Here is a 23614-nt window from a genome sequence, read left to right as displayed (position 1 = left end):
TCTCCTCCCCGCGGGAGTCGCTGGACGCCGGGATCGCCACCGTCTACCAGGACCTGGCCGTGGTGGGGCTGATGGAGGTGTGGCGGAACTTCTTCCTCGGCTCGGAGATCCGCAAGGGCAAGTACCCGATGGCGCCGCTGGACATCAAGGCCATGCGGGAGGTCGCCGACGCCGAGCTGCAGAAGATGGGCATCGTCGTCAAGGACATCAACCAGCCGATCGGCACGCTGTCGGGCGGGCAGCGGCAGTGCGTCGCCATCGCCCGGGCGGTCTACTTCGGCGCGCGGGTGCTGATCCTCGACGAGCCGACCGCGGCGCTGGGCGTCAAGCAGTCCGGCGTGGTGCTCAAGTACACCGCCGCGGCCCGCGACGCCGGCCTGGGGGTCGTCTTCATCACCCACAACCCGCACCACGCCTACCTGGTCGGCGACCACTTCATCATCCTCAAGCTGGGCCGCCGGGTGCTGGACAAGAAGCGCTCCGAGGTCTCCCTGGAGGAGCTCACCACCGAGATGGCCGGCGGCCAGGAACTCGCCGAGCTCTCCCACGAGCTCAAGCGCTGAGGGAAGACCCCGTCCTCCTCACCGCTCGCGAGCTCGTGGCGTGCCTCTGAACGGGGCCGCGGTGTTGCGCCCGCCGTCCCCCGACCACGCGGTCCGGGGACGGCGGGCGCAGCGTCGGCCGCTGCAGGATCCCGCCGGCCCGGTCCCGGGCCCCGCTCGCCTGCGGAGGGTGGGGCCCGGGCCGGGGTCCTCCCTCAGGTGAGCGGGACCCCGGCCCGGGAGAGGTCGTCGGCGAGGTGCGCGGTGTCGTTGAAGCGGCGGACGGTCCAGCGCTCCCCGGCGAGGAGCACCTGGGACAGCGAGGCGTTGCGTCCGCTCAGGAAGGCGAACGGCGGCGCCTCCGTGGCGAGGGCGAGCGCCTGGGCGACGACCCCGCCGTGCGTGAAGACGGCGACCCGCCCGCCCGGGTGCGCCGCCGCGATCCGCTGCAGCGCGGCGCGGACCCGGGCGGCGAGGGCCGCAGCGGACTCCGCGCCGGGGATGAGGTCCCACCGCTGCTCCGCCACGACCCGCGCGGCCACCGGGTCCCCCTCGGCCAGGCGCTGCAGGATCAGCCCGTCCTCCCACTCGCCGAGGTGCAGCTCGCGCAGGTCGGGCTCGACCCTCGGCCGGATGCCGAGGGCGTCGAGCAGCGGCTGCGCGGTCTCGACCGTGCGGCGCAACGTCGTCACGTAGACGGCGTCGAGGCCGACGTCGCGCAGCCGCCGTCCCACCGCCTCCGCCTGCGCGCGCCCGAGCGGCGACAGCGGCGGATCGCCCTGCCCGTCGAGCTGGGGGTGCGGGTGCTCGGGCTCGGCGGGGACGACCTCGCCGTGCCGGACCAGGAGCACGTCGGTGGCGGCGTCGGGGCGCTCGGGGGGCACCGGGACATCCTGCCCGGACCGCCGGTCCGGCACCCCCGGGTCCCCCGAGGCCGGACGGCCGCCCCTCAGGGGCCCACGCCGAGCCTGGTGACGTGCTGGAACGGCCCTCCTCCGGTGCCATCGAGCCTGACGGGCCCGGTGCCGGGCCAACAAGGACGTGAACCCGTCAACAATCCATCAGCCGAGGGGTCTCAGAACTCCTCCCAGACGTCCGGGTACTGGCCGTTCACCCGGGTGCCGTCGGCGAGCGTGGCGATGCCGGCCAGGTCCTCGTCGCTGAGCGCGAAGTCGAAGACGTCGAGGTTCTCGACCAGCCGGCCGCGGGACGACGCCTTGGGGAAGGTCACCAGAGCCTGCTGCACGTGCCAGCGCAGGACCACCTGCGCCGGTGTCCGGCCGTGCCGCGCAGCGATCTCGGCGAGCACCGGCTGCGCCAGCAGCTCGCCGCCGTTGGCCAGCGGCGACCAGGACTCGGTGACGATGCCGCGCCGGGCGTCGTCGGCCCGCTGCGCCGGCTGCGGGTCCCGGGGGTGGCACTCGATCTGGTTGACCGCCGGCACGGTCGAGCTCTCGGCCGCCAGCCGGTCGAGGTGCTCGGGCAGGAAGTTGGAGACGCCGATGGCCCGGGTGAGCCCCTCGGCGAGCAGCTCCTCCATCGCCCGCCAGGACCCGGCGTACCGGTCGAGCCGGGGGAGCGGCCAGTGGATCAGGTACAGGTCGACGAAGTCGAGGCCCAGCCGGTCCAGGCTCGCGCGCAGCGCCTGCTTGGCCGAGCCGTACCCCTGGTCGCGCCCGCGCAGCTTGGTGGAGACGAACACCTCCTCGCGCGGCAGTCCCGAGTCGGCGATGCCCTGCCTGACGCCGCGCTCGTTGTCGTAGCTGGCGGCGGTGTCGATGAAGCGGTACCCGACCTCGAGGGCCTCCCGGACGATGCGCCGGGTCTCCTCGTCGGGGAGCCGGGCGGTACCGAGGCCGAGCTGCGGGATCGCGATGCCGTTGTTCAGGGGCACGGTGGGGACAGCGGTCATCCGCCCAGCCTGATGAACGTCCTGCAGCCGGGCAACGGCCATCCATCAGCGACCCGTCAGACTGCCCGTCGTACACCTACCAGTTGGAGGCGTTCGCGGCCGCGCTGCGGGGCGGGCCACCGGTCCCGACCGGTCCGGACGACGCGGTCGCGACCATGACGCTGGTCGACCGGTGCTACCGGCTCGCCGGGCTGCCGCGCCGGCCCCGCGCGGCGGCGGAGCCGCACCGGGCCGGGGTCTGACCGGCCGCTACAGCTTCTCGGCGGCCGCGCGCAGGTTGTCGGCGGCGAGAGCCAGGCCCTCGAGGCGGTCGTACGCGGCGTCCTCGTGCTCGATGTTGACCGCCATGTCCGGGTCGACCTCGGCCAGCGCCCGCAGGAACTCCGTCCAGTAGGCCACGTCGTGCCCGACGCCCACGGCCACGAACCGCCAGCCGGGGTTCTCCGGCCAGGCGGTGCACCAGAAGCCGTAGCCGGTGGGCACCTTGCCCGGGGCGTCGGCCGGGACGCGCTCGAAGGAGGTGTCGAGCACCCCGCGGATGTCCACCCCGGGGGTGATCATCGCGTCCTTGGCCGCGGCGTGGAACACCAGCGGGCCGAGGTCGCGGATGCAGGCGACGACGTCCATGCCCTGCCACATCAGGTGCGAGGGGTCCATCTCGGCGCCGATGTTGGTGGCGCCGATGGTGTCGACCAGCCGGCGCAGGGTCACCGGCGAGAACACCAGGTTGTGCGGGTGCATCTCGATGGCCACCCGGACGTCGTGGGCGCGGGCGAGGGCGTCGATCTCGGTCCAGAACTCGGCCGCGACGCCCCACTGGTAGTCCAGGACGTCCAGGTAGACGCCGTCCCACGGGTTGACCACCCACGACGGGTACTTCGCGTCGGGGTCGGAGCCGGGCGTGCCGGACATGGTGACGACGTGCTTCACGCCGAGCAGGCCGGCCAGCTCGATGGTGCGGCGCAGGTCGTCGGCGTGCTTGGGACCGACGCCGGGCAGCGGGTTGAGCGGGTTGCCGTTGCAGTTGAGCCCGGTCAGCTCCATCCCGCGGGAGGCGAACGTCTCCAGGTAGTCCCGGCGGGCCTGCTCGGAGGAGAGCAGCAGGTCGACGTGGCAGTGCGGCGAGGGGATGAACCCGCCGGTGTTGACCTCGACGGAGGTCAGGCCGTCGGCCTGCAGCACGTCGAGGGCCTCGGCCAGCGGGCGGTCGTGCAGGCAGGCGGTGTAGGCACCGAGCTTGAGCGGCATCGGGGATCGGCCTCCGGTCAGTGGGTGGGGATCTCGACGGCGGCGCCGTCGGACTGCGCGGACTGCACGACGGCCTGGATGATCTGCATCGTGTGCAGCCCGTCGGCGAAGGTGGCGTTCGGCGGCAGCGGGTCGGGCGTGCCGACGATCTGGTCGAGGAACGCGCGGCACTGGTAGACGAACATCTCGGCGTTGCCGCCGCCCACGCCCGGGGCCTCCATCGGGTAGCCGCCGGCGAAGTAGGGCATCTGCGGGCCGACGATGACCTGCCGCGCGCCGCGGGTGCGGGCCTCGGGCTGCGGGTCGTCGAAGAGGTACTCCGAGGGGCGGTGCCAGTCGAAGGAGGCGCGGCCGCCCAGGCCGTACACGTCGAAGGCCAGCCCGTTGGGCATGCCGAACGCGGTCCGCGACACCGAGAAGGTCGCCGACAGGCCCGACTCGAAGCGGGCCGAGAACACCGCGGTGTCCTCGTTCTCCACCTCGCCCGTCTCCTCGCTCACCGGCGCGGCGTTGTGACCGACCACGGCGCCGAGCGGCAGCGGCCGCTTCGCGATCTGGGTGGACAGCACCGCCCCGGACACCGACACGACCGGCCCGCAGACGAACTGGCCGGCGTCGATGACGTGCGCCCCGATGTCGGCGAGTGCGCCGGACCCGGGCCCGCCCCGGAACCGCCAGCTGAGCGGGCCGCGGGGGTCGCAGGCGTAGTCGCACCAGTAGCGGCCGTCGAACAGGGTCAGCTCACCCAGCTCGCGGCTCTGCACGTGGTCGCGGATCGCCGCGACGGCGGGGGACCGGCGGTAGGTGTAGCCGACCGCGGTGACGACGTCGGCGTCCGCCTCGAGGGCGACCATCGCGCGGGCGTCGTCCATGGAGCCGGCCAGCGGCTTCTCGCAGAGCACGTGCTTGCCGGCGGCGATGGCGGCCTCGGCGATCGGCCGGTGCAGGGAGTTGCCGACGACGATGCTGATCGCGTCGATCGAGGAGTCCTCGACGACCTCCTCCCAGCTGAGCACGGCCCTCTCGAAGCCGTAGCGGCGCGCGGCGTCGCGGGCCAGCGGCTCGTTGGCGTCGGCGATCGCGGCTAGCCGCACCGGCGGCAGCCCCTCCCCGAAGACGGTGTTGACCTGGCGGTACCCGGCGGCGTGGCTGCGGCCGGCCATCCCGGCGCCGATCACGGCGACCGATAGGGGCTGGTGCGACATCGTGGGTCTCCCTCCTGAGGGTGGACGGCGGTACGGGTGCCTGCTCCGGACGAGGCATGCTCGGGGCGCGGGTGGCGGGCTGGGCGCTTAAAGCGCTTTAATGATGTGCGGCCGATCGCACCAGGCGTGAGCGGCGGTGTCAAGGGAGCGGGGTGGCGATCCTGACCGCACAGGAACCGGCGCGCCGGCCGCGGCTGCAGGACGTGGCGGCCGAGGCCGGGGTCTCGACGGCGACGGTGTCCCTGGTGCTGCGCGGTGCGGCCGGCCCGAGCGGCGCCACGCGGGAGCGCGTCCTCGACACCGCCGGCCGCCTGGGCTACCGGCCCGACCGTGCCGCCAGCCTGCTGGCCCGCCGTCGCAGCAGGCTGATCGGCGTCCTGATGGACGTCCGCAGCACCTTCCACGCCCAGCTCGTCGAGGACGTCCACGAGGCGGCCGAGGAGCACGGGTACGACCTGGTGCTCAGCACGGTGACCCGCACCCGCGACGAGGGGCGGGCGACCGAGACGCTGCTGGACTCCCGCTGTGAGGCGCTGATCCTGCTCGGCCCGGAGGCTCCCGCCTCCCGGCTGAGCGCACTGGACCGGCAGCTGCCCGTGGTGGCCGTCGGCCGCGCCGTGCCCTCGGCCGGTGTCGACGTCGTCCGGGTCGCCGACGAGGAGGGCGTCGCGCAGGCCGTCGACCACCTCCTGGGCCTCGGGCACCGCCGCATCGCCCACGTCGACGGCGGGCCCGGGGTCATCGCCGCCGGCCGGCGACGCGGCTACCAGCGCGCCATGCGCCGGCACCGGCTCGGATCGCACGTCCAGGTCGTGGCGGGTGACCACGGCGAGGCGTCCGGGGCGCGGGCGGCGCGGACGCTGTTCGCGTCCGACACGCCCCCGACCGCGATCATCACGTACAACGACGCCTCCGCCGTGGGGCTGCTGGACGTGCTGCTGCGCACCGGCGTCGACGTGCCCGGCCGGGTCTCGGTCGTCGGCTACGACGACAGCCCGCTCTCGCGGCTGGCGCACGTCGACCTGACGACGGTGAGCCAGGAGTCCCGGGAGCAGATGCGGCACGCCGTCGTGGCGGTGGTCGAGCGGCTCGACGGCGGCCGCACCGAGCACCGCGAGGTCGTCGTCCCCCCGCGGCTGGTGGTGCGGGGGACGACGGGCCCGCCGCCGGGGCCGGACTGACCCGCCCCGCGGCGAGCTCGGCGATCTCGCACGCTTCCGGCGCCGGATCCGTGCGAGACCGGCGATCTCGCCGGGGGAGGGCCGGGGCTTTGTCCGGACAACCGGTTGACAGTGGCCTGGGTCACGGGCAAGCCTTGAAGCGCTTCAAACCGAGTCGCTCCCAACCGTGGAGACCCCCATGGCCCAGCCCGCCACCGCCGCCGCGCCCGCCGGCACCCTCGACTACGACCCGTTCCGGCCGGACTTCTACACGTCCGACCCGTTCGGGACCTACCGCCGGATGCGCGACGAGGCGCCGGTCTACTGGAGCGAGCGCTGGGGCTGGTACGCCCTGACCCGCTTCGAGGACGTGCGGGCGGCCGCGCTCGACGCCGACACCTTCCGCAGCTTCGAGGGCATGGACATCGACGACAGCCGGCTGGAGCAGGTCCCTCCCGGCTCCATCGGGAGCATGGACAACCCCCGCCACGACCAGGTGCGCTCGGTGGTGCAGCCGTACTTCCTGCCGCGCCGGATCGCCGGACTCGAGGACGGCATCCGCACGGTGGTGCGCGAGCTGGTGGCCTCCTGGCGCGACCGGGGCGCGGGCGGCGGTGGGACGGTGGACGTGGCGCAGGAGCTGGCCTGGCCGATGCCCTTCGACGTGTTCTTCCACCTGATGGGGCTGCCGAGCCGCCACGACCCGGACCCGCTCGAGCAGGCGCGGCGCGACCAGCTGGAGCACTGGACCCACGAGCTCAAGGACCGGGTGCCCGGCACCCCGCACCTGACCGAGGTGGCGCGGGCGGCCACCGCCGGTGTGCAGCGGTTCTTCATCGACCTGCTTGAGGAGCGCCGCCGCTCCGGGCGGGACGACCTCGTCACCGAGTTCGTCAACGCCGACATCGACGGCGTGCCCTTCGTGGGCGACCGCGTCACGACGGAGTCCGAGGTCAGCGGCCTGATGATGATCCTCTTCCTGGGCGGGGTGGAGTCCACCGCCGGGCTGACCGGCACGCTGTTCGAGCTGCTGGCGGAGAACCCCGACCAGCGGGCGCTGCTGCAGGCCGACCCGTCGCTGGTCCCGGCCGCGGTCGAGGAGGCGATGCGCCTGATCACGCCGCTGCAGCTCACCGCCCGGACGACGTCGCGCGACGTCACCGTGCACGGGGTCACGATGCCCGCCGGGAGCCGCGTCGTCCTCATCCCCGGCGCGGCCAACCGCGACGACCGGCAGTTCCCCGACCCCGACCGGTTCGACGTCACCCGGCCGCGGGGCCGCCACCTCGGCTTCGGCGAGGGCGTGCACGGCTGCCTGGGCGCCCCGCTGGCCCGGCTGGAGGCGCGGATCGCCCTGGAGGAGGCGCTGCCGGTGCTGGGCGACTACGAGCTCGCCGGCCCGCCGACCTTCTACCCGAGCTCCCCGAACATGTACGTCTGGAAGAACCTGCCGGTCGCCTTCGGCCGGTCGGGGCGCCGTCCGCACGTGGAGGCCGTCCACCACCGGACGACGACCGTCACGCTCGCCACCGCGGAGCTCGAGACCACGGCCCGGGTGGTCGCGAAGCAGGAGGCGGCCGACGGCGTCGTCGCCCTCACGCTGCGCGGGGCCGACGACCGCCCGCTGCCGGCCTGGGAGCCGGGGGCGCACGTCGACCTGGTCCTCGACGGGGCACCCACCCGGCAGTACTCGCTGTGCGGCGACCCCGCCGACTCCGCCGGGTACCGGCTGGGCGTGCTGCGCGACCCGGACGGCCGTGGCAGCTCGCGGTACGTCCACGACCGGCTGGCCGTCGGCCATCCGGTGCGGGTCCGCGGTCCGCGCAACAACTTCCCGCTGGTCGGCTCGCCGCGGTACCTGTTCATCGCCGGGGGCATCGGCATCACGCCGGTCCTGCCGATGATCCGGGCGGCGGAGGCCGCGGGCGCCGACTGGCGGCTGGTCTACGGCGGGCGTCGGCGGGCGTCGATGGCCTTCCTCGACGAGCTCGCGCAGTACGGCGACCGGGTCTCGGTGCGCCCGCAGGACGAGACCGGGCTGCTCGACCTCGACGGCCTGCTCGGCACGCCCGAGCCCGACACCCTCGTCTACTGCTGCGGCCCCGAGCCGCTGCTCGCCGCGGTGGAGCAGCGCTGCGCCGGCTGGCCGCGCGGGTCGCTGCACGTGGAGCGGTTCGCGCCCCGGCCCCAGGGCGAGCCGGCGCGCACCGAGGCGTTCGAGGTCGTGCTGGAGCAGAGCGGGCTCACCCTCACCGTGCCCCCGGACCGGTCGATCCTGTCGGTCGTCGAGGCGGCGGGGGTCGGCGTCCTGTCCTCGTGCGCGGAGGGCACCTGCGGCACCTGCGAGACCGCCGTCCTCGCGGGCGAGCCCGACCACCGCGACTCCGTCCTCAGCGAGGACGAGCGGCAGGCGGGTGACTGCATGATGATCTGCGTCTCGCGCGCCCGGGGCGACCGGCTGGTCCTCGACCTCTGACACCGCGACGGCACTCGTGGGGGCGGTGCCGGGAGTGGACGACGGCTGGTCGCCGTCCCCACCGTCGTCGCAGGACTAGAACCCCAGGGCCCGCCAGGTGGCAGGCCCGACGATCCCGTCGGCCACCAGCCCGGAACGTCCCTGGAAGTACCGCACCCGAGCGTCCGTCCTCGGACCGAAGTCCCCGTCGACGTCGAGCGGCGGGAGGCTCGGGTACCAGCGGTTCAGCGTCTCCTGCAGCGTCCTCACCGCATCGCCCGTGCTCCCCAGCCGCAGCACCGGCATGGCAGGCGGAGGCGGAGGCAGCGGCGTGCCGCCCTGCATGACCTGGTTGATCCGGTCCACGGTCAGCCCGCCGTTCGCGGCCCACCACATCAGCTCGACGTGCCCGTGGTCGGTGTGCGGTGAGGACCCGGAGTACGGGCGCCAGTCCGCCGCGATCGACGACCAGATCCTGCGGTTGTGGATGACGCACTGGAGGCCGAGTTCCTGGGAGTTGAGCCGGAAGGTGTCCATCACCCCCCAGGACCAGGTGTTCCCGACCGGGGTCCCCAGGTCGGCGGCCCGCCCCTCGGCGTGGAGGCTGAGGACGGACCCGCCGCTCACCGGACGGCAGTTGTAGATGCCGAGGTTCGTCGCGCCTCGATCCCCGTAGGCGCCGAGCCACCACGACACCAGGTTCCGTGCGCCTTGCGTGGGACCTCCCGTGCAACTCCGTGCGCCCTGGTAGCCGCCGATCTGGATGGTCACCGACCGGCGTCTTCCGGAGCGGGCACCGCGTGCGGCGCCGGCTCGACGTGGTCCGGGTCCTCCGGGTCCACGACCGGTGCAGGGGGTTCGGCGCTCACCTCGGCGTCGTCGAGCGCCATCTGCGGGTCGAGGTCGAACTCGTTCGGCACGCCGGGGTCACGGTCCGCCACGAGGCACCTCCTCCATCTCGTCGGGGACCGGGTGCTCGGAGAGGTCCCCGTCAGGGCCCTCGGGGGACCGGGCACCGCGCACCCGCGCTGCACACTCTGCCCACACCCGCCGGCGGTCGACCACGCCCATGGCCCCGTGTCGGTCCAGCGGGCCGACTCCCGGGCGGCCGCCACGCACAGGTCCGAACGGCGTTACCGGACGTACGGGGCCGAGGGGGCGGGATGGGCAGCTCGGCGAGCCGCCGGAGCCGCCCGGTCATCCGGAGCGGTACCCCGCGGGGATCGTCGCCTCAGCGCGGCGAGGCGGTGGTGCTCCGGACGACCAGGCGCGGTGGCACCACCAGCTCGCGCCGCTCGACGGGCGTGCCGTCGAGCCTCGCGACAGCCCGCCCGACGGCGAGCGTGGTCAGCTGCGCGACGTCCTGCGCGACGGACGTGAGGTCGACCGTGGCCAGCCGCGCGATGCGGCTGTCGTCGTAGCCGACCACGGCGACCTCCCCGGGCACGGCCCGCCCGGCACGGCGCAGCTCGTCGAGCACGCCGAGCGCGCAGCGGTCGTTGAAGACGGTGACCGCGGTGGGCAGCGGTCCGGCGAGCAGGGCGCGGGCGGCCGCGGCGCCGTCGTCCTCCGTGAGGCCGCCGGCCACGACCCTCGCCTCGAGGCCGTGGCGACGCGCCGCCTCCCGGAAGCCCCGCCGCCGCTCCGCCGCGCCGGGCGCCCGGCCGCCGTCGACGTGGACGACGTCGCGGCGGCCGAGGGCCACCAGGTGGTCGACCGCCAGGTGCATCCCCTCGGCGTCAGCGGTCCGGACGACGTCCACCGCGGCCGACCGGACCGAGCGGGCGACGACCACGACCGGCAGGCGGGCCGCCAGGTCGGCGAGGGCCGCGGTGGGGGAGTGGGGGCCGAGCAGGACGAGGGCCTCGCAGCGGTCGGAGAGCAGGCCCGCCACGGCCCGCCGTTCGTCCCGCCCCGGTGTCACGGCGCTCAGCGCCAGCTCGTAGCCCACCCGCTCGGCGGCGGCGTACAGCCCGCTGACGAGGTCGCCGTGGAAGGCGTGCTGCACCCCGAACACCACGCCGAGCAGCCGGCTGCGGGAGCTGCGCAGCAGCCGCGCCCGGCTGTCGGGCCGGTAGCCGATCTCCTCGGCGGCGCGGCGCACCCGCTCCCGCGTCGTGGCACTCGCGCCCGGGGCCTCGCGCATGACGATCGAGGCGAGGGCGGTCGACACCCCGGCGCGAGCCGCGACGTCGGCCAGGGTCGGCCGCCGGTCGGGACCTGCCGGTGTCACCCGGCGAGCGTAACCGCCGCGTCTAGAACGTTCTAGGCACATCCCCTTGACGAGGGAGGGTACCCCCGGTCACGCTATCCCTGGCCTAGAACGTTCTAGAAGGAGGCGCGACGTGGCGGACGGAACCGTGGGCGTGGCCCTGGTCGGGGCGGGGCGGATGGGCGCCTTCCACGCCGAGACGCTGGCGCGGCGGCTCCCCGGCGCGCGGCTGGCCGCGGTGGCCGACGCGGCACCGGGCGCGGCCGAGCGGCTGGCCGGGGCGCTGGGTGCGGACCGCGCGTACACCGACGCAGCGCAGCTGTGGGACGACCCGGCGGTCGACGCGGTCGTGATCGCGTCGCCGGCCCGGTCGCACGCCGACCTGGTGGTGGCCGGGGCCGCGGCCGGGCGGCACGTGTTCTGCGAGAAGCCGATGGCGGTCACGCTGCCGGACGCCGACCGGGCCATCGACGCGGCCCGCGGCGCCGGCGTCGTCCTGCAGGTCGGGTTCAACCGCCGGTTCGCCGCGGACTGGCGGGCCGCCCGGGCCCTGCTCGACGCCGGGACCCTGGGCACGCCGCGGCTGCTGCGCTCGCTCACCCGCGACCCGGGCGGGTTCGACCCCGCCCGCGTCCTGCCGGACACGATCTTCCTCGAGACGCTGATCCACGACTTCGACACGCTGCGCTTCCTCAACCCGGGCGCCGAGGCCGTGGCGGTGCACGCGGTCGCCGACGCGCTGGTCGAGCCGGCCTGGCGCGACCGCGGACTGCTCGACACCGCGGTGGTCACCGTGCGGTTCGACAACGGCGCCGTGGCCGTGGCCGAGGCGTGCTTTGAGGCGTCCTACGGCTACGACGTCCGCGGTGAGGTGCTCGGCTCGGGCGGGATGGTCACCATGGGCGACGGCCGGCGCAGCGGCCTGGCGTTCTCCGGGCCCGCCGGCCGGCTGGTCGAGACGGTGCGGGGCGACCAGGAGCTGTTCCCCGGCGCGTACACCGCCGAGCTGGCCGCCTTCGTCGAGGCCGTCCGCACCGGCACTCCGGCCCCGGTGACCGGGGCGGACGCCCGCGCGGCGCTGGCGATCGCGCTGGCCGCGGCGGAGTCGGTCCGCACCGGGCAGCCCGTGCAGGTGCAGCGGTGACCGCGTACCGGCTCGGGGCCTCGGCGGAGATGCTCTTCCTCGACCTGCCGTTCGAGGAGCGGGTGCGCCGGCTGCACGACCTGGGCTTCGAGGTCGAGATCTGGGACTGGACGGCGAAGGACGTCGACGCGCTGGCCGCGACCGGCGCGACCTTCTCGTCGATGACCGGCTACGTCACCGGCACCCTGGCCGACCCCGCCGGAGCCGCGGAGCTGCTGCGCACTGCCGAGCGGTCCCTGGGCGTCGCCGAGCGGCTGGACTGCCCGCGGCTGAACGTGCACGGGACCGGGCTGGACGGCCGTGGGCTGCCCGTCGTCCCCACCGAGGTGGTGACCCCGGCGATGTGGCTGACCGCCGCGCGCACGTTGGAGCGGCTGGCCGCGCTGGGGGAGCGGGCGGGGCGGGTCTTCACCCTGGAGAACCTCAACACCGCCGTCGACCACCCGGGCACGCCCTTCGCCCGCGCCGCCGACACCATCGCGCTGGTGGAGGCCGTCGGCAGCCCGCACCTGCGGCTCAACCTGGACCTCTACCACGCCCAGATCGGCGAGGGGAACCTCGTCTCGCTGGTGGAGCGGGCGCTGCCGCTGGTCGGCGAGATCCAGGTCGCCGACGTCCCCGGCCGGTGCGAGCCGGGCACGGGGGAGATCTCCCACCCGGCGATCGCGGCCGCGCTCGACCGGCTCGGGTACGACGGCGTCGTGGCCCTCGAGGGCTGGGCCTCGGGTGATGCGACCGTGGCCCTCGAGCGGTTCCGCACCGCCTACGGCTGATCCGCACGTCCGCGGTCCCGCAGCTCCGGGTCAGGCGCTGTCGGCCTCTCGCGGGGTGCTGGGGATGGTCCCCTCCGCATCGGGGACATCGGGGACGGGAGCCTGCGTGCTCCTGGGCACGATGGCCGGAGGTCGCGTCGCGGGAGTGCGGCCGGCGTCCACCTCCTTCCGGGCCGTGTCCAGGGCGATGATCCGGTTGCCGCGGTTGTGGGACAGCCAGAGCGCACGGGTCCACGTGTATATGGCGCCGAGCCGGTTGCCCCAGCCCACCAGGTACATCACGTGGATGAAGATCCACATGACGTAGGCCAGGAAGCCGGTCACCTTCACCCCGAAGGCGTCAGCGACGGCCGAGCGGTAGCCGATGGTGGCCATGGTGCCCTTGTCGAAGTACGTGAATGGTGACGTCTGCCGGCCGACGAGCCGGTCCTTGATGACCCGGCCGACGTACTTGCCCTCCTGGATGGCCGGCTGGGCCACCCCCGGCAGCTTGTCGAACGACGCCATGTCGCCGATCGCAAAGACCTCGGGATGGCCCGGCACGGTGCAGTCGGGACCCACCGGGATCCGGCCGGCCCGGTCGGTCTCGACGCCGGCTTTCTCGGCCAGCATCCGGGCCAACGGGGAGGCCTGGACCCCTGCGGCCCAGATGCGGGTGCGCGCCCTGATCGTCTCGAGTCCGTCCGGTCCCTTGACCGTGATGGACTCGTGGTCCATGTCGACGGCCAGGGTGTTGAGCCGGATCTCGACGCCCATCTCCTCCAGGCGCTTCTTGGTATACACCTGCAGCTTGGGCGCGAAGGGGGGCAGGACGGCCCCGGCTCCCTCCAGCAGGATGATCCGCGCCTGCCGGGTGTCCGCGGAGCGGTAGTCCCGCGGGAGGACCGTGTGCGCCAGCTCCGCGATCTGCCCGACGAGCTCGACGCCCGTCGGCCCGGCGCCGACCACCACGAAGGTCAGCCACTCCACCCGCTCGGCCGGGTCGGTGGCGATCTCGGCCATCTCGAACTTGGCCAGGATCCCGTCGCGCAGGTACCGGGCGTCCTCGATCGTCTTCATGCCGGGGGCGTACTCGGCCAGCTGGTCCTTGCCGAAGTAGGAGTGCGTCGCCCCCGCGGCGACGACGAGGGTGTCGTAGGGCAGTTCGAGCCGCCGCCCGTCCGGTGCCCGGGCGCCGATCACCCGGCGGTCCAGGTCGATGTCCTGCACGTCCGCGAGCAGCACGCGGGCGTTCCGCTCCTTTTTCGTGATGCTGCGCAGCGCCGGGGCGATGAGCCCGGGGGGCAGGATGCCCGTCGCCACCTGGTACAGGAGCGGCTGGAAGAGGTGGTGGTTGGCCCGGTCGACCAGCGTCACCTCGACGTCGGCGCGGTCGAGGGCGCGCGTGACGTTCAGCCCGGCGAAGCCGCCTCCCACGACGACGACCCGGTGTCTCCCGGTCGTGTGTGCACCCATGGCGCCACCCCCTCGTACGGAGCCGCCCGGGGGTCGTCGTGACCCCTCTCGGTCGCAGCTCCTCGTGTCCCGCGGTGGACCCCCGCCCGGCGGGAGCTCCCCGCAACGGCGGACCGGCCCGGAGTCTAGGGCGTCGGTCACCCCGGGAGCACCTGTGCCGCGACCGGGCCCGTGCGGTGCGCGTCCGGGTGGCCGGAGGCCGGTCGAGCCGGGCGGCGGGGCGACGCGGCTGCCGGGCAGCTCCCGGTCGTCGTCCGGTGCTCGGTTCTCGCCTCGACTAAGTCTTATTGTCCTGACATAATAGCGTGATCCGCAACACGCCACCGGAGGGTCCGCCATGCCGCTCGTCCGCATCGACGTCGTCGAGGGTCGGCGCACCCCCGACGAGCTCCGCCGTCTGGCCGACACCGTCCAGGAGGTGATGCTCGACGTGTTCGCCGCACCCCCCGGCGACCGGTACCAGGTGATCACCGAGCACCGCCCGGGGCAGCTGATCTGCGAGGACACCGGCCTGGGCATCCAGCGCACCGACGACCTCGTCGTCCTGCAGGTCTTCCAGCAGGGGCGCTCGGAGGAGCAGAAGCGGGCGCTCTACGCCGGGCTGGCGCGACGGCTGGAGGAGGCCGCCGGCCTGCGCTCCACCGACCTCATCGTCTCCGTCGCCTCGAACACCCGCGAGGACTGGTCCTTCGGCCTGGGGCGCGCCCAGTTCCTCGAGGGCGACCTCTGAGGAAGGACCCCGTCCTCCGCACCCTTCGCAAGCTCAGGGCGGGGCCCGGGACGGGGCCGCGCCGGCCCTGGAGGGGGCCGGTCTCGGCTGTTGCCGCTGTCCCGTCCCAGGAGGGAGCACGTGTCCGCACCCGCGCCACCGAGCCGGCCCGACGTCAGGCGCCCTCCCTGGACGGGCTCCCGGGGACGTGCTCGCCGCCGTGCCCGGCCGGCGACCGGCGGGCGATCCGCAGCCGCCGACCCGCCGTGACGGCGGCGCGCCGGGCCCGCGAGGAGTCGGGAGCAGGTGGCCCCGCCGGCCCGTCGTCCCCGTCGTCGACCACGCCGAACTCGTCGAGCACCCGGTCGATGGTGGCCAGCAGGGTCGAGTTGAGCTCCCAGAGGCCGGAGTGGCTGCGCGGGTCGCCGATCAGCAGGTCCTGCATGAGCACCCGGCCGCTGCGGAGCGCCTCGAGTGTCCCGGTGAGCCGGTCCCGGCCGACGCCCTCGGCGTCCCCGGCCTCGGCGACCGCCACCCCACCGAACTCGTGGACGACGTTGCCCACGCGCTCGAGGAGACTCGCGACGGTCCGTCGGACGATGTCGGCGTACGCGGGGTCCTCGCGGATGCCGGTCCGCTCCCTGGTGGCGTCGTCCAAGGCCCGGAACAGGGTGCGCAGGGAGACCGAGGCGTGCTCCAGGGCGTCCAGCGCCGTCCGCGTCCCCCTGCCGACCGGTGGCACCCGCAGCGCGCGGACGTTGAGCCGGCGGCTCTCCTCGGCGTGGGCCAGAGCGCGGTCGACCCGCGGGGCGTGCCGGTTCAGCCGGCGGGCGTCCTCCAGCCAGCGGGTCGACTGCTCCGGGGTCACCGGACCGGCGCGCAGGGCCGACGCCGAGTCGTGCAGCAGGCAGGCGATCTCGTCGGCGAACCGCTCCAGCGCCTGCGTCGCGTACCGGGTCTGCACCGCCGGCGGGAAGACCACGTTGACCAGTACGCCAACGGCCGCCCCGATGAGCGTCTCGACGACGCGACCGGCGCCGACGGTCTCCGCGCCCGACGCGCCCAGCACGAGCATGGCGCTGATGGGGACCTCGACCAGGTGCGGACCCAGCCGGAGCAGCTGACCGGCCAGGATCGACGCCGCGACCAGCGCCGCGAGGCTCCACCAGGTCAGCCCGACGACGGCCGCGAACAGCACCGCGAGGGCGACCCCCGAGACGACGCTCAGCACCCGCTGGACGCCGTTGAGGAGGGTGCTGCTCAGCGTCGCCTGCACCACGAGCAGCGCGGTGAGCGCGGCGATCAGCGGCGGCGGCGTGTGCAGCCCCACGGCCTGGGCGACGAGGAACGCCGCGACGGTCGCCCCCGTCATCCGGGCCGCGCGGAAGGCGGCCGAGCGGCCCCGACCCCGCACCAGCAGCACCAGTGCCTCGGCGTGGCCCCTGACCCACCGGCGCCATCCAGTCACCCCGCCATCCTCGGCGGTCCTCGGGGTCATCGGCGTCCGGCTCGCCGCGCGAGGCCGGCCGCAGCGCACCCGCGCCGGGGGGCCGGGCCGTGACCGCCCTGGGACCGGCTCGCGGAGCGGCGGGCCGTCAGGCCTGGATGCTGTCCACGCTGCGCGCGGTCGGCTTCCTGCCACGAGGACCAGAACATCGGCCGAGAGTCGAGAACGAGCACGGTGTGCGCCCGCCGGCCGCGGGCCTCCCATGCGGCGTGGTGCGCCGACCGGCTCGGCTGCTCCGATGGCCCGTTGACCGTCGCCCAGAACAGCCGCGCCTTGTAGACCGCGTCCAAGTCCAGGCTTCCCGACGGACCTGGAGGTCTGGTGCCTTGGGCCGGCGGTGGAAGTACAGCGGGAAGTCGTCGTGCGGCAAGACCTCGCAGAACGTCACCGGTGTCAGATGCTCGGGATCGACGACGACGTAGCGGTCGTCGAGGCCCAGCTCGCCGAGGGCCCGCCGCACGAACCGGCCGAATCATCGTCACCGACTCCGCTGATCAGGGCCGCTGAATGCCTCAGCCGGGCCGCGGCGACCGCCACGTTGGCCGCGCTGCCGGCGAGGAACTCCCCGAACGTCTCGACGTCCTACAGCCCCGCGCCGATCTGGTGGGGACAAGTGTCGACCCCACAGCGCGCCAGGGCCGGGACGCCTACGGCCTCCACCATGGTCTTCTCCGCCCCTCGGTCCCGCGCTGATGGAAGGGGACCCGACCCCCGCTGTCGTTCCGCGCCCGGGGCCTCAGGTAGCCCGCGCCACCCCGGGTACCGACCTGGGGTGGCGCGAGCGGTAGCGGTCCGAACGCTCACCCGCCGCGGACACCGGCCGGGGCTTCGTGCACGAAGTGCCCTGCGTCGTGCGTCCGGAAATTGTCCTCGAGTTCTTCCAGGGAGCGGCCGCGGGTCTCGGGGGCGAATTTGGCCACGAAGAAAATCGAACCGGTGTTGATGAGCGCGAACAGACCGAAGGTCAGCGTCGCTCCGAGCGTGGCCACCAACGGCGGGAAGGCGAAAGAGATCGCCGCATTGACGGTCCACAGCACGAAGACCGCGATACCCATGGCGAAGCCCCGGATGGTCATCGGGAAGATCTCCGAGAGCAGCAACCAGACCAACGTGCCGATGAACGTCTGCACGAAGAAGACGACCAGGAGCATCGCGGCCAGGATGAGGTAGCTGCGGAAATTGGACTCGGGGAGCAGGAACGAGACGGCGAGGACCGCGTGCCCGGCCGCTACTCCGATGAAGCCGGTGATGATGAGCGGCCTGCGGTTGATGAAGCCGAGCAGGATGATGCCGATGACCGTTCCGATGATCGCGATGACGCCGACGGTGACGGTGAGGATCAGGCTGGCGCTCGCTCCGAGGCCGGTGGACTCCAGGATGGTTGGTGCGTAGTAGTTGACGGTGTTGATGCCGGTCGCCTGCTGCACGGTGGCGAGGCCGCAGCCGATCCAGAGGATCCGGCGCATCCACGGGTAGGCGCGCAGGTCACGCATCGCCGCGCCTTTGTCCTCGTCGACGTCGCGCCGGGCGTGCTCGGCGACGATGTTGTACTCCTCGCCGGCCTCTGCCGGGGGCCGGCTCAGGTTCAGGACGCGCCGGGTGTCGTCGAGCCGGTTCCGGACCGCGTACCAACGTGGCGAGTCGGGCAGGAAGAACAGGCCGATGAACAGAGCGACCGCGGGGATGGTGGCGATGCCGAGCATCCATCGCCAGACGTTCGGGTCATCGATGATCGCGTCGAGGATGGCGTTGGTCGCGAAGGCGAGGAACTGCCCGGTCACGATCATGAGCTCGTTGATCGTGACCATGCGGCCCCGCGCGTCCACGGGCGCCATCTCGGCGAGGTAGAGCGGGACGACCGCCGCCGCGGCTCCCACGCCGAAGCCGAGGAGGATCCGGCCAGCCACCATGATCGGGACGTTCGGGGCGACGGCCGTGATCGCGGCTCCGACGAGGAAGAGGACGGCGCAGACGAAGAGTGCACCGCGCCGGCCCAGTGCATCGGCCAGTTTGCCCCCCAGGAGCGCACCGAAGGCCGCCCCGGGGAAGAGCAGCGAGCTGACCACGACCGCCTCGCTGAGCGGCGTGAGGTTCAGGTCCTCGCCCATGTAGAGCAGGGCACCTGAGATGACCCCGGTGTCGTAGCCGAAGAGGAGACCTCCGAGCGTGGAGATCACGGTCAGCTTGACGAGGAACCGGTTGTTCGCTTTCGACCGCCCGGCTCCACCCGTTGCCTTCACGGAATGGCCGCTTCCATGACCGTGACTCGCCACCATCGCGCCTTTCTTCGACATTTGGCCTCTCATTGGACCCTGGGCCTCGAGGGCGAGCAGAGCGGACGTCGTGACGCCGGCCCCTCACCCAGGTGGTGTCGAGGACGCTAAGCGCGGGTGGTGAGCGTCACAACGGGCGCTTGTGTTCGACATTGCACATCCGATGTTCGGTCCAGAACACCGAAGCAAGCGGTCGGCACGAGGATCGGGACCTCGCCGAGTAGGAGTCGCACCCCGGATGGCTCACCCGTCTACGACGTGGGGGACGACTCCCACCCGTCGCAGGGCGCAGGACAATTCCGAGGGTGGCCGCTGGTCCGTGACCAGTCTCGCCAGTCGGCCGAGCGGCGCGATCCGTGCGGGCGCCGAGGTACGGAACGCCTCCCGTGTCACCACCAGAACCACTTCGTCGGCGATGTCCATGAGCTGCCGCTGGACACTCGCCTCAGCGGGAGACGCGGCGTACAGGCCACGGGCGTCGATCCCGCACGGGGTGAGGAAGAACGTCCGGACCCGCAGCTGGGCGGTCGCAGCTTCCGTCGTGGGGCCGACGAACGCGTGTCGGCCGGCCAGGAGTTCGCCTCCCAGAGCGACCACCCGCTCGAGTCTGCGAGTGGAGAGGCACTGCAGCACGGGCAGGGAGTGGCTGATGACACACCCGCTGAAGGTCTCCGGAAGCGCGCGGGCCACCGCGTGACCCGTCGCCCCGGCATCGATGGCGATCGTGTCCGTGTCGCTCACGAATTCGACGGCATGCGCGGCCACCCGCTCTCGCGCCTCAGCGTCATCGTCCTCGGGAGAGCCGGAACCCAGCGGAGCGCCGGGCGTGAGGCTGGCCCCGCCGTGCACCAACCGGACGTGACCGTCGTTCTCGAGGGCGTGCAGGTCGCGGCGGATGGTCATCTGCGAGACACCGAGCTGGCGGGCGAGGTCGGTGACGGAGAGGAAGCCCACCGATCGCAGCGTTGAGAGCATCCAGGTCCGACGCTCGGTAGCAGCCTCGTAGCGCAGGCTCGCAGCGGTCACGGCGCCGGGTCCTGCCCGGTGTCCCGGGCCACGCGGGCCGGACCGGTACTGGACCGGACGACGAGCTCGGCCGAGAGCTCCCGCGGACTGCCCAGGCCCGCGTCGCGGCCCCGCACGAGGTCCAGCAACAGCTCGACGGCAGCGGTCCCGGCCATGGCGGCCGGGATCCGCACGGTGGTCAACCGGGGCGTCACCATCTCGGCGAGCTCGGTGTCGTCGAAGCCGACGACGCTGATGTCTGCGGGCACACCGATCCCGCGGTCGGAAAGCCGGTTGACCACTCCCACCGCAATCTCGTCGTTGTACGCGACGACAGCCGTCACCGACGCTGCGAGGACCAGGTCCGCAGCGCGCACACCGGCCTGGAACCGCGCCGCGAAGGGACCGAGTTCCGACGCCTCCATGCCCAACCGGCTGCAGGCGTCACGGAACCCGCGCAGTCGGACGTCGTTGGCGTAGCCGTCGGGGCCGGCCAGGTAGACAACGGTGCGGTGTCCGAGTGCGTGCAGGTGCTCGACGGCGTGACCGGTCGCTTCGTAGAGGTTCGTGAGCACGGCCGGGATGCCGTCGAGGAGGCGGTTGAGCATGACGATCGGCGTCATGTCGGCGAGTGCCAGCAGGGCATCGTCCGGCATCCGCGGCGACACGAGCAGCAGCCCGTCCACCTGCTGCGCCAGGGCTCGTGCCGACGTCTCCTCGTCGTGCACGACTTCGTCGGACCCGGCGACGAAGAGGGCGTAACCCTCCCGGCGTGCCTGCCGGTCGACCGCCTTGGTGACGACGGCGGAGAAGGAGTTCGAGACGTCCGGGACGACGATGCCCAGGTTGCAGGTCCGCCCCCGCGCGAGCGCACTCGCTGCCGGATGGGGGGCGTAGTGGAGCTCCTCGGCCGCCGTCATGACGCGGCGCCGAGTCTCGTCAGCCACCGCCTGGGGCTGGGTGAACACCCGGGACACCGTCGCAGTTGACACACCGGCCCGGGCCGCGACCTTGCGGATGGACATGGCGCCTCCTCTTGGGTGTAACACAGTCTGCAAGCGTTTACAGTCACAGTCAAGTAGCGGCGCGGCCCGCCGTAGCGAGCCGGGGCGCTTCCGGAGGGCGGCCGCGTGAGGCTCTGGCGTCCACACGCGGCGCCTTACCCGACCCACTCTGCGCAGAAAGCGAAGAAGGCCACCGCATCGATCACTGACTTCAACGATCCGGTGTGCAGCCGCAGCGTCGATCGGATGGAGCTGGCTCACCAGCTCTGTCCGATCCTCGAGCAGTGTCGGGAGCTCGACCACCTGCCCTGTCGCCGCGCTGGTCCGTGCGGCATCGAGCACCTCGAGGCTGGTGACGGCGTCCCACGGGTCGACCGGGGGCGGTCCGTCCCCCGGACGGCGCGGGCGAAGCCGGTGTAGAAGGCGCTCCAGTCGCCCGGCTGCGAGGGCACGGGGGCCGCCACGCCGCCGCGGTGGATGCTGCCCCACCGGCTCTCGGGGACCGTGCCCCACGCGGCTCCCTCCGCCTCGGGTGTCCGGCCGGCCGTCAGCCGCGCGGTCTGGCCGTCGTCGCCGGGGACGACCAGGGTGGCAGCAGCGCCGTCGACCCGGAACCGCGAGCCGACGTCGCCCTGCCGCGCCCAGTTGCCGGTGACGTGCGAGATCATCCCGCCCTCTGGTGGAGAGCCACGAAGAACCCCTTGTCGAACCCGACCTCACCCGGCGCCAGGTACAGCTCGGCGTAGACCGACCGGACCGGGCCCGACAGGTGCCGGGCCTGGTCGACCGCGTGATAGCCCAGGTCCAGCAGCGCGCCACCATCCTCGGGGCTCCGGCAGGCCTCCCATCGCGGGGTGCGCTGCAGGGGGCTGAGGAACTCGATGCGGTGGACATCCCCTCTCGGGTCCGGTGAGGCGGCCGGCTCCTCCTGCATGACGGTGGACGAGCGCGGCCGTCCGAGGACGTACTTCCCGTTCCGCCGGACAGCCAGCCAGTCGTGGTGCCCGGTCGCGAGCTTGGCCCAGAGTGCTCGGGCTTCCTGCACTGCTCGAGGATCGGATGGTGCGCCTGGTTGCTCGCTTGCGAGCAGGGCTCGAGCCGTGGGGCTGTCAGGCCATCACTGCCGCTTTCGGCATTCCGTTCAAGCCGCTGGGAACGGGCCTTGGATGACGGGCGACCGAGGTGCGCGATGCGTCCAGATGGGAGGACGTGGCCCTGGTTGTGGGAACGAGGGGGACCCTTCCGCTCGCGACAGCAATCGAGTCGCTCCCCCAGGGCAGGGCAGCCGGCGCCGGCGGAGACGCGTCTCGCCGGCGCCGGCCGGTCCCAGGGGGCGCCGCGGCGGTGGGCCGAGCGCCGGCGACTCCAGGTGCTCGCGCGGGCTCGAACCGCGTCACCGCGGCCGGATCGGCGGTCGATCATCGGCAGGTGGCTGGCCGACACGCCGTCGGGGCAGCCACTCGCCGATGACCAACCGACGCCCGGGGTCCTCCCTCAGGCGTTCTGCGGGAAGCCCAGGTTCAGGCCGCCGTGGCTCGGGTCGAGCCAGCGGCTGGTGATGACCTTGCCCCGGGTGAAGAAGTGCACGCCCTCGGCGCCGTGCGCGTGGGTGTCGCCGAAGAGGCTGTTCTTCCACCCGCCGAAGGAGTAGTAGGCCATCGGCACCGGGATCGGCACGTTGATGCCGATCATCCCGACCTGCACCTCGTGCTGGAAGCGCCGGGCGGCGCCGCCGTCGTTGGTGAAGATCGCGGTGCCGTTGCCGTACTCGTTGCGGTTGATCAGCTCGACGGCGTGCTCGTAGGTGTCCACTCTCAGCACCGACAGCACGGGGCCGAAGATCTCGTCGGTGTAGACGCTCATCGCCGGCTCGACGTGGTCGACCAGGGTCGGGCCGAGCCAGAACCCGTCCTCCCCGCCCTCAGGCTGCACCTGGCGGCCGTCGATGACGAGCTTGGCGCCCTCCTTCTCGCCGGCCTCCACGTAGGACTCGACCCGGTCCCGGTGCCGCTTGCTGATCAGCGGGCCCATGTCGCAGCCCTTGCGGCCGTCACCGGTACGCAGGGTGTGGGTGCGCTCGGCGATGCGGGCGACCAGGTCGTCACCCACCCCGCCGACGGCGACCACGGCGCTGATCGCCATGCACCGTTCGCCGGCCGAGCCGAACCCGGAGTTCACCGCGGCGTCCGCGGCGAGGTCCAGGTCGGCGTCGGGCAGCACGACCATGTGGTTCTTCGCGCCGCCCAGGGCCTGCACCCGCTTGCCGTGCCGGGTGCCGGTCTCGTAGACGTACTGGGCGATCGCGGTGGACCCGACGAAGGACACCGACCGGATGTCGGGGTGCTCGAGCAGCCGGTCGACAGCGACCTTGTCGCCCTGGAGGACGTTGAACACGCCGTCGGGCAGCCCGGCCTCCTTCCACAGCTCCGCCATCCACAGCGCCGCCGACGGGTCCTGCTCGCTGGGCTTGAGGACGACGGTGTTGCCGGTGGCGATCGCGATGGGGAAGAACCACATCGGCACCATCGCCGGGAAGTTGAACGGGCTGATGATCGCCACCGGTCCGAGCGGCTGGCGCACCGAGTGCACGTCGACGTTGGTCGAGGCGTTCTCGGTGAAGCCGCCGCGGACCAGCGAGGGCACGCCGCAGGCGTACTCCACGACCTCCTGGCCGCGGGAGACCTCGCCCAGGGCGTCGTCGAGGACCTTGCCGTGCTCGGCGGTGATGATCGCGGCCAGCTCGGGCTTGCGGGCGTTGAGCAGCTCGCGGAAGCGGAACAGCACCGCGGTGCGCTTGGCCAGCGAGGTGTCGCGCCAGCCTGGGAAGGCGGCCGAGGCGGCGGCGACCGCGGCGTCGACCTCCTCGAGGCTGGCCAGCGCGACCTCGCCGGTGACCTCGCCGGTCGCCGAGTCGGTCACCTCTCCGGTGCGGCCACTGGCGCCCTCGCGGCGGGCGCCCTCGATCCAGTGCGGGATGTGCGTGGGCATGGTGCCTCTCTCAGGGGTCGGT

The 23614-nt window shown here is 73.3% G+C and carries 22 protein-coding genes; 7 read left to right on the top strand and 15 right to left on the bottom strand.

The window, feature by feature from the left end; genetic code table 11:
• On the top strand, positions 1–563 hold a 563-nt coding region (locus tag BLW63_RS17075; RefSeq protein ID WP_091158824.1), incomplete at its 5' end, for an ATP-binding cassette domain-containing protein.
• Positions 564–757: 194 nt separating this feature from the next.
• Here the strand turns inward: BLW63_RS17075 and BLW63_RS17070 are convergent.
• Both BLW63_RS17070 and BLW63_RS17065 read right to left on the bottom strand, forming a co-directional pair.
• On the bottom strand, positions 758–1426 hold the full coding sequence (locus BLW63_RS17070) for a histidine phosphatase family protein (RefSeq protein ID WP_211517144.1): 669 nt from the start codon (positions 1424–1426) through the stop codon (positions 758–760).
• Positions 1427–1617: 191 nt separating this feature from the next.
• The gene (locus BLW63_RS17065; protein ID WP_091158820.1) at positions 1618–2454 is read right to left on the bottom strand and encodes an aldo/keto reductase; all 837 of its coding nucleotides are present in this window, start codon (positions 2452–2454) and stop codon (positions 1618–1620) included.
• Positions 2455–2537: 83 nt separating this feature from the next.
• Between BLW63_RS17065 and BLW63_RS26195 the strand changes: the two genes are divergently transcribed.
• Entirely contained in the window at positions 2538–2696 is a 159-nt protein-coding gene (locus BLW63_RS26195; protein ID WP_211517143.1) for a hypothetical protein, read from the top strand.
• 7 nt (positions 2697–2703) lie between these two features.
• Here BLW63_RS26195 and BLW63_RS17060 read toward each other — a convergent pair whose 3' ends face one another.
• Together BLW63_RS17060 and BLW63_RS17055 are read right to left on the bottom strand one after the other, a co-directional pair.
• Positions 2704–3702, bottom strand: a complete 999-nt coding sequence (locus BLW63_RS17060) for a sugar phosphate isomerase/epimerase family protein (RefSeq protein WP_091158818.1) — start codon at positions 3700–3702, stop codon at positions 2704–2706.
• Between the two features lie 17 nt (positions 3703–3719).
• Complete coding sequence (locus BLW63_RS17055) at positions 3720–4907, bottom strand: Gfo/Idh/MocA family protein (protein WP_091158815.1); 1188 nt, start codon at positions 4905–4907, stop codon at positions 3720–3722.
• Between the two features lie 152 nt (positions 4908–5059).
• On the opposite strand from BLW63_RS17055, the gene BLW63_RS17050 reads away from it, so the two are divergent.
• Together BLW63_RS17050 and BLW63_RS17045 are read left to right on the top strand one after the other, a co-directional pair.
• Positions 5060–6088, top strand: a complete 1029-nt coding sequence (locus BLW63_RS17050; protein ID WP_244522636.1) for a LacI family DNA-binding transcriptional regulator — start codon at positions 5060–5062, stop codon at positions 6086–6088.
• A 178-nt stretch (positions 6089–6266) separates the two neighbouring features.
• Positions 6267–8543 carry a cytochrome P450 gene (locus BLW63_RS17045; RefSeq protein ID WP_091158812.1) on the top strand — a complete coding sequence of 759 codons (2277 nt, stop codon included), beginning with the start codon at positions 6267–6269 and terminating at the stop codon, positions 8541–8543.
• 75 nt (positions 8544–8618) lie between these two features.
• On the opposite strand, the gene BLW63_RS17040 is transcribed toward BLW63_RS17045, so the two are convergent.
• The 3 genes from BLW63_RS17040 to BLW63_RS17035 form a co-directional block, all read right to left on the bottom strand.
• Positions 8619–9218 carry a peptidoglycan-binding domain-containing protein gene (locus BLW63_RS17040; RefSeq protein WP_211517142.1) on the bottom strand — a complete coding sequence of 200 codons (600 nt, stop codon included), beginning with the start codon at positions 9216–9218 and terminating at the stop codon, positions 8619–8621.
• 71 nt (positions 9219–9289) lie between these two features.
• Positions 9290–9463, bottom strand: a complete 174-nt coding sequence (locus BLW63_RS26915; protein WP_170856818.1) for a hypothetical protein — start codon at positions 9461–9463, stop codon at positions 9290–9292.
• A gap of 290 nt (positions 9464–9753) precedes the next feature.
• Complete coding sequence (locus BLW63_RS17035) at positions 9754–10755, bottom strand: LacI family DNA-binding transcriptional regulator (protein WP_211517141.1); 1002 nt, start codon at positions 10753–10755, stop codon at positions 9754–9756.
• 112 nt (positions 10756–10867) lie between these two features.
• Between BLW63_RS17035 and BLW63_RS17030 the strand changes: the two genes are divergently transcribed.
• Positions 10868–11878 (top strand): Gfo/Idh/MocA family oxidoreductase, encoded by a 1011-nt coding sequence (locus BLW63_RS17030; protein WP_091158807.1) that lies wholly within the window; start codon positions 10868–10870, stop codon positions 11876–11878.
• The gene (locus BLW63_RS17025; protein WP_091158804.1) at positions 11875–12651 is read left to right on the top strand and encodes a TIM barrel protein; all 777 of its coding nucleotides are present in this window, start codon (positions 11875–11877) and stop codon (positions 12649–12651) included. The genes BLW63_RS17030 and BLW63_RS17025 overlap by 4 nt, the downstream gene beginning before the upstream one ends.
• A gap of 30 nt (positions 12652–12681) precedes the next feature.
• On the opposite strand, the gene BLW63_RS17020 is transcribed toward BLW63_RS17025, so the two are convergent.
• Positions 12682–14106: an NAD(P)/FAD-dependent oxidoreductase gene (locus tag BLW63_RS17020; RefSeq protein WP_091158802.1), complete on the bottom strand. Its 1425-nt coding sequence runs from the start codon at positions 14104–14106 to the stop codon at positions 12682–12684.
• Positions 14107–14443: 337 nt separating this feature from the next.
• Here BLW63_RS17020 and BLW63_RS17015 point away from each other — a divergent pair, with 337 nt between their 5' ends.
• A complete protein-coding gene (locus tag BLW63_RS17015; protein ID WP_091158799.1) occupies positions 14444–14836 on the top strand; it encodes a tautomerase family protein in 393 nt (130 codons plus the stop codon).
• Positions 14837–14990: 154 nt separating this feature from the next.
• Here the strand turns inward: BLW63_RS17015 and BLW63_RS17010 are convergent, their stop codons facing one another.
• From BLW63_RS17010 to BLW63_RS16980, 7 genes are all read right to left on the bottom strand, one after another.
• Positions 14991–16283, bottom strand: coding sequence for an FUSC family protein (locus BLW63_RS17010; RefSeq protein ID WP_170856817.1), 1293 nt, complete (start codon positions 16281–16283; stop codon positions 14991–14993).
• Positions 16284–16715: 432 nt separating this feature from the next.
• Positions 16716–16859 (bottom strand): hypothetical protein, encoded by a 144-nt coding sequence (locus tag BLW63_RS28985; protein ID WP_425284248.1) that lies wholly within the window; start codon positions 16857–16859, stop codon positions 16716–16718.
• Positions 16860–17122: 263 nt separating this feature from the next.
• Positions 17123–18562 (bottom strand): sugar porter family MFS transporter, encoded by a 1440-nt coding sequence (locus BLW63_RS17000; protein ID WP_244522635.1) that lies wholly within the window; start codon positions 18560–18562, stop codon positions 17123–17125.
• A 276-nt stretch (positions 18563–18838) separates the two neighbouring features.
• Positions 18839–19621 carry a DeoR/GlpR family DNA-binding transcription regulator gene (locus tag BLW63_RS16995; protein ID WP_091158793.1) on the bottom strand — a complete coding sequence of 261 codons (783 nt, stop codon included), beginning with the start codon at positions 19619–19621 and terminating at the stop codon, positions 18839–18841.
• Positions 19618–20625 (bottom strand): LacI family DNA-binding transcriptional regulator, encoded by a 1008-nt coding sequence (locus BLW63_RS26190; RefSeq protein WP_139263619.1) that lies wholly within the window; start codon positions 20623–20625, stop codon positions 19618–19620. The genes BLW63_RS16995 and BLW63_RS26190 overlap by 4 nt, the downstream gene beginning before the upstream one ends.
• A gap of 643 nt (positions 20626–21268) precedes the next feature.
• Positions 21269–21649 (bottom strand): Gfo/Idh/MocA family protein, encoded by a 381-nt coding sequence (locus tag BLW63_RS16985; RefSeq protein ID WP_091158788.1) that lies wholly within the window; start codon positions 21647–21649, stop codon positions 21269–21271.
• A 449-nt stretch (positions 21650–22098) separates the two neighbouring features.
• Positions 22099–23592, bottom strand: a complete 1494-nt coding sequence (locus BLW63_RS16980) for a CoA-acylating methylmalonate-semialdehyde dehydrogenase (protein ID WP_091158785.1) — start codon at positions 23590–23592, stop codon at positions 22099–22101.
• Positions 23593–23614: the final 22 nt, after the last annotated feature.

Source organism: Geodermatophilus africanus (assembly GCF_900107105.1).
GTDB lineage: Bacteria > Actinomycetota > Actinomycetes > Mycobacteriales > Geodermatophilaceae > Geodermatophilus > Geodermatophilus africanus.
Note: the sequence above shows the minus strand (reverse complement) of the source record. Positions and strands in the feature narration are given on the sequence as shown.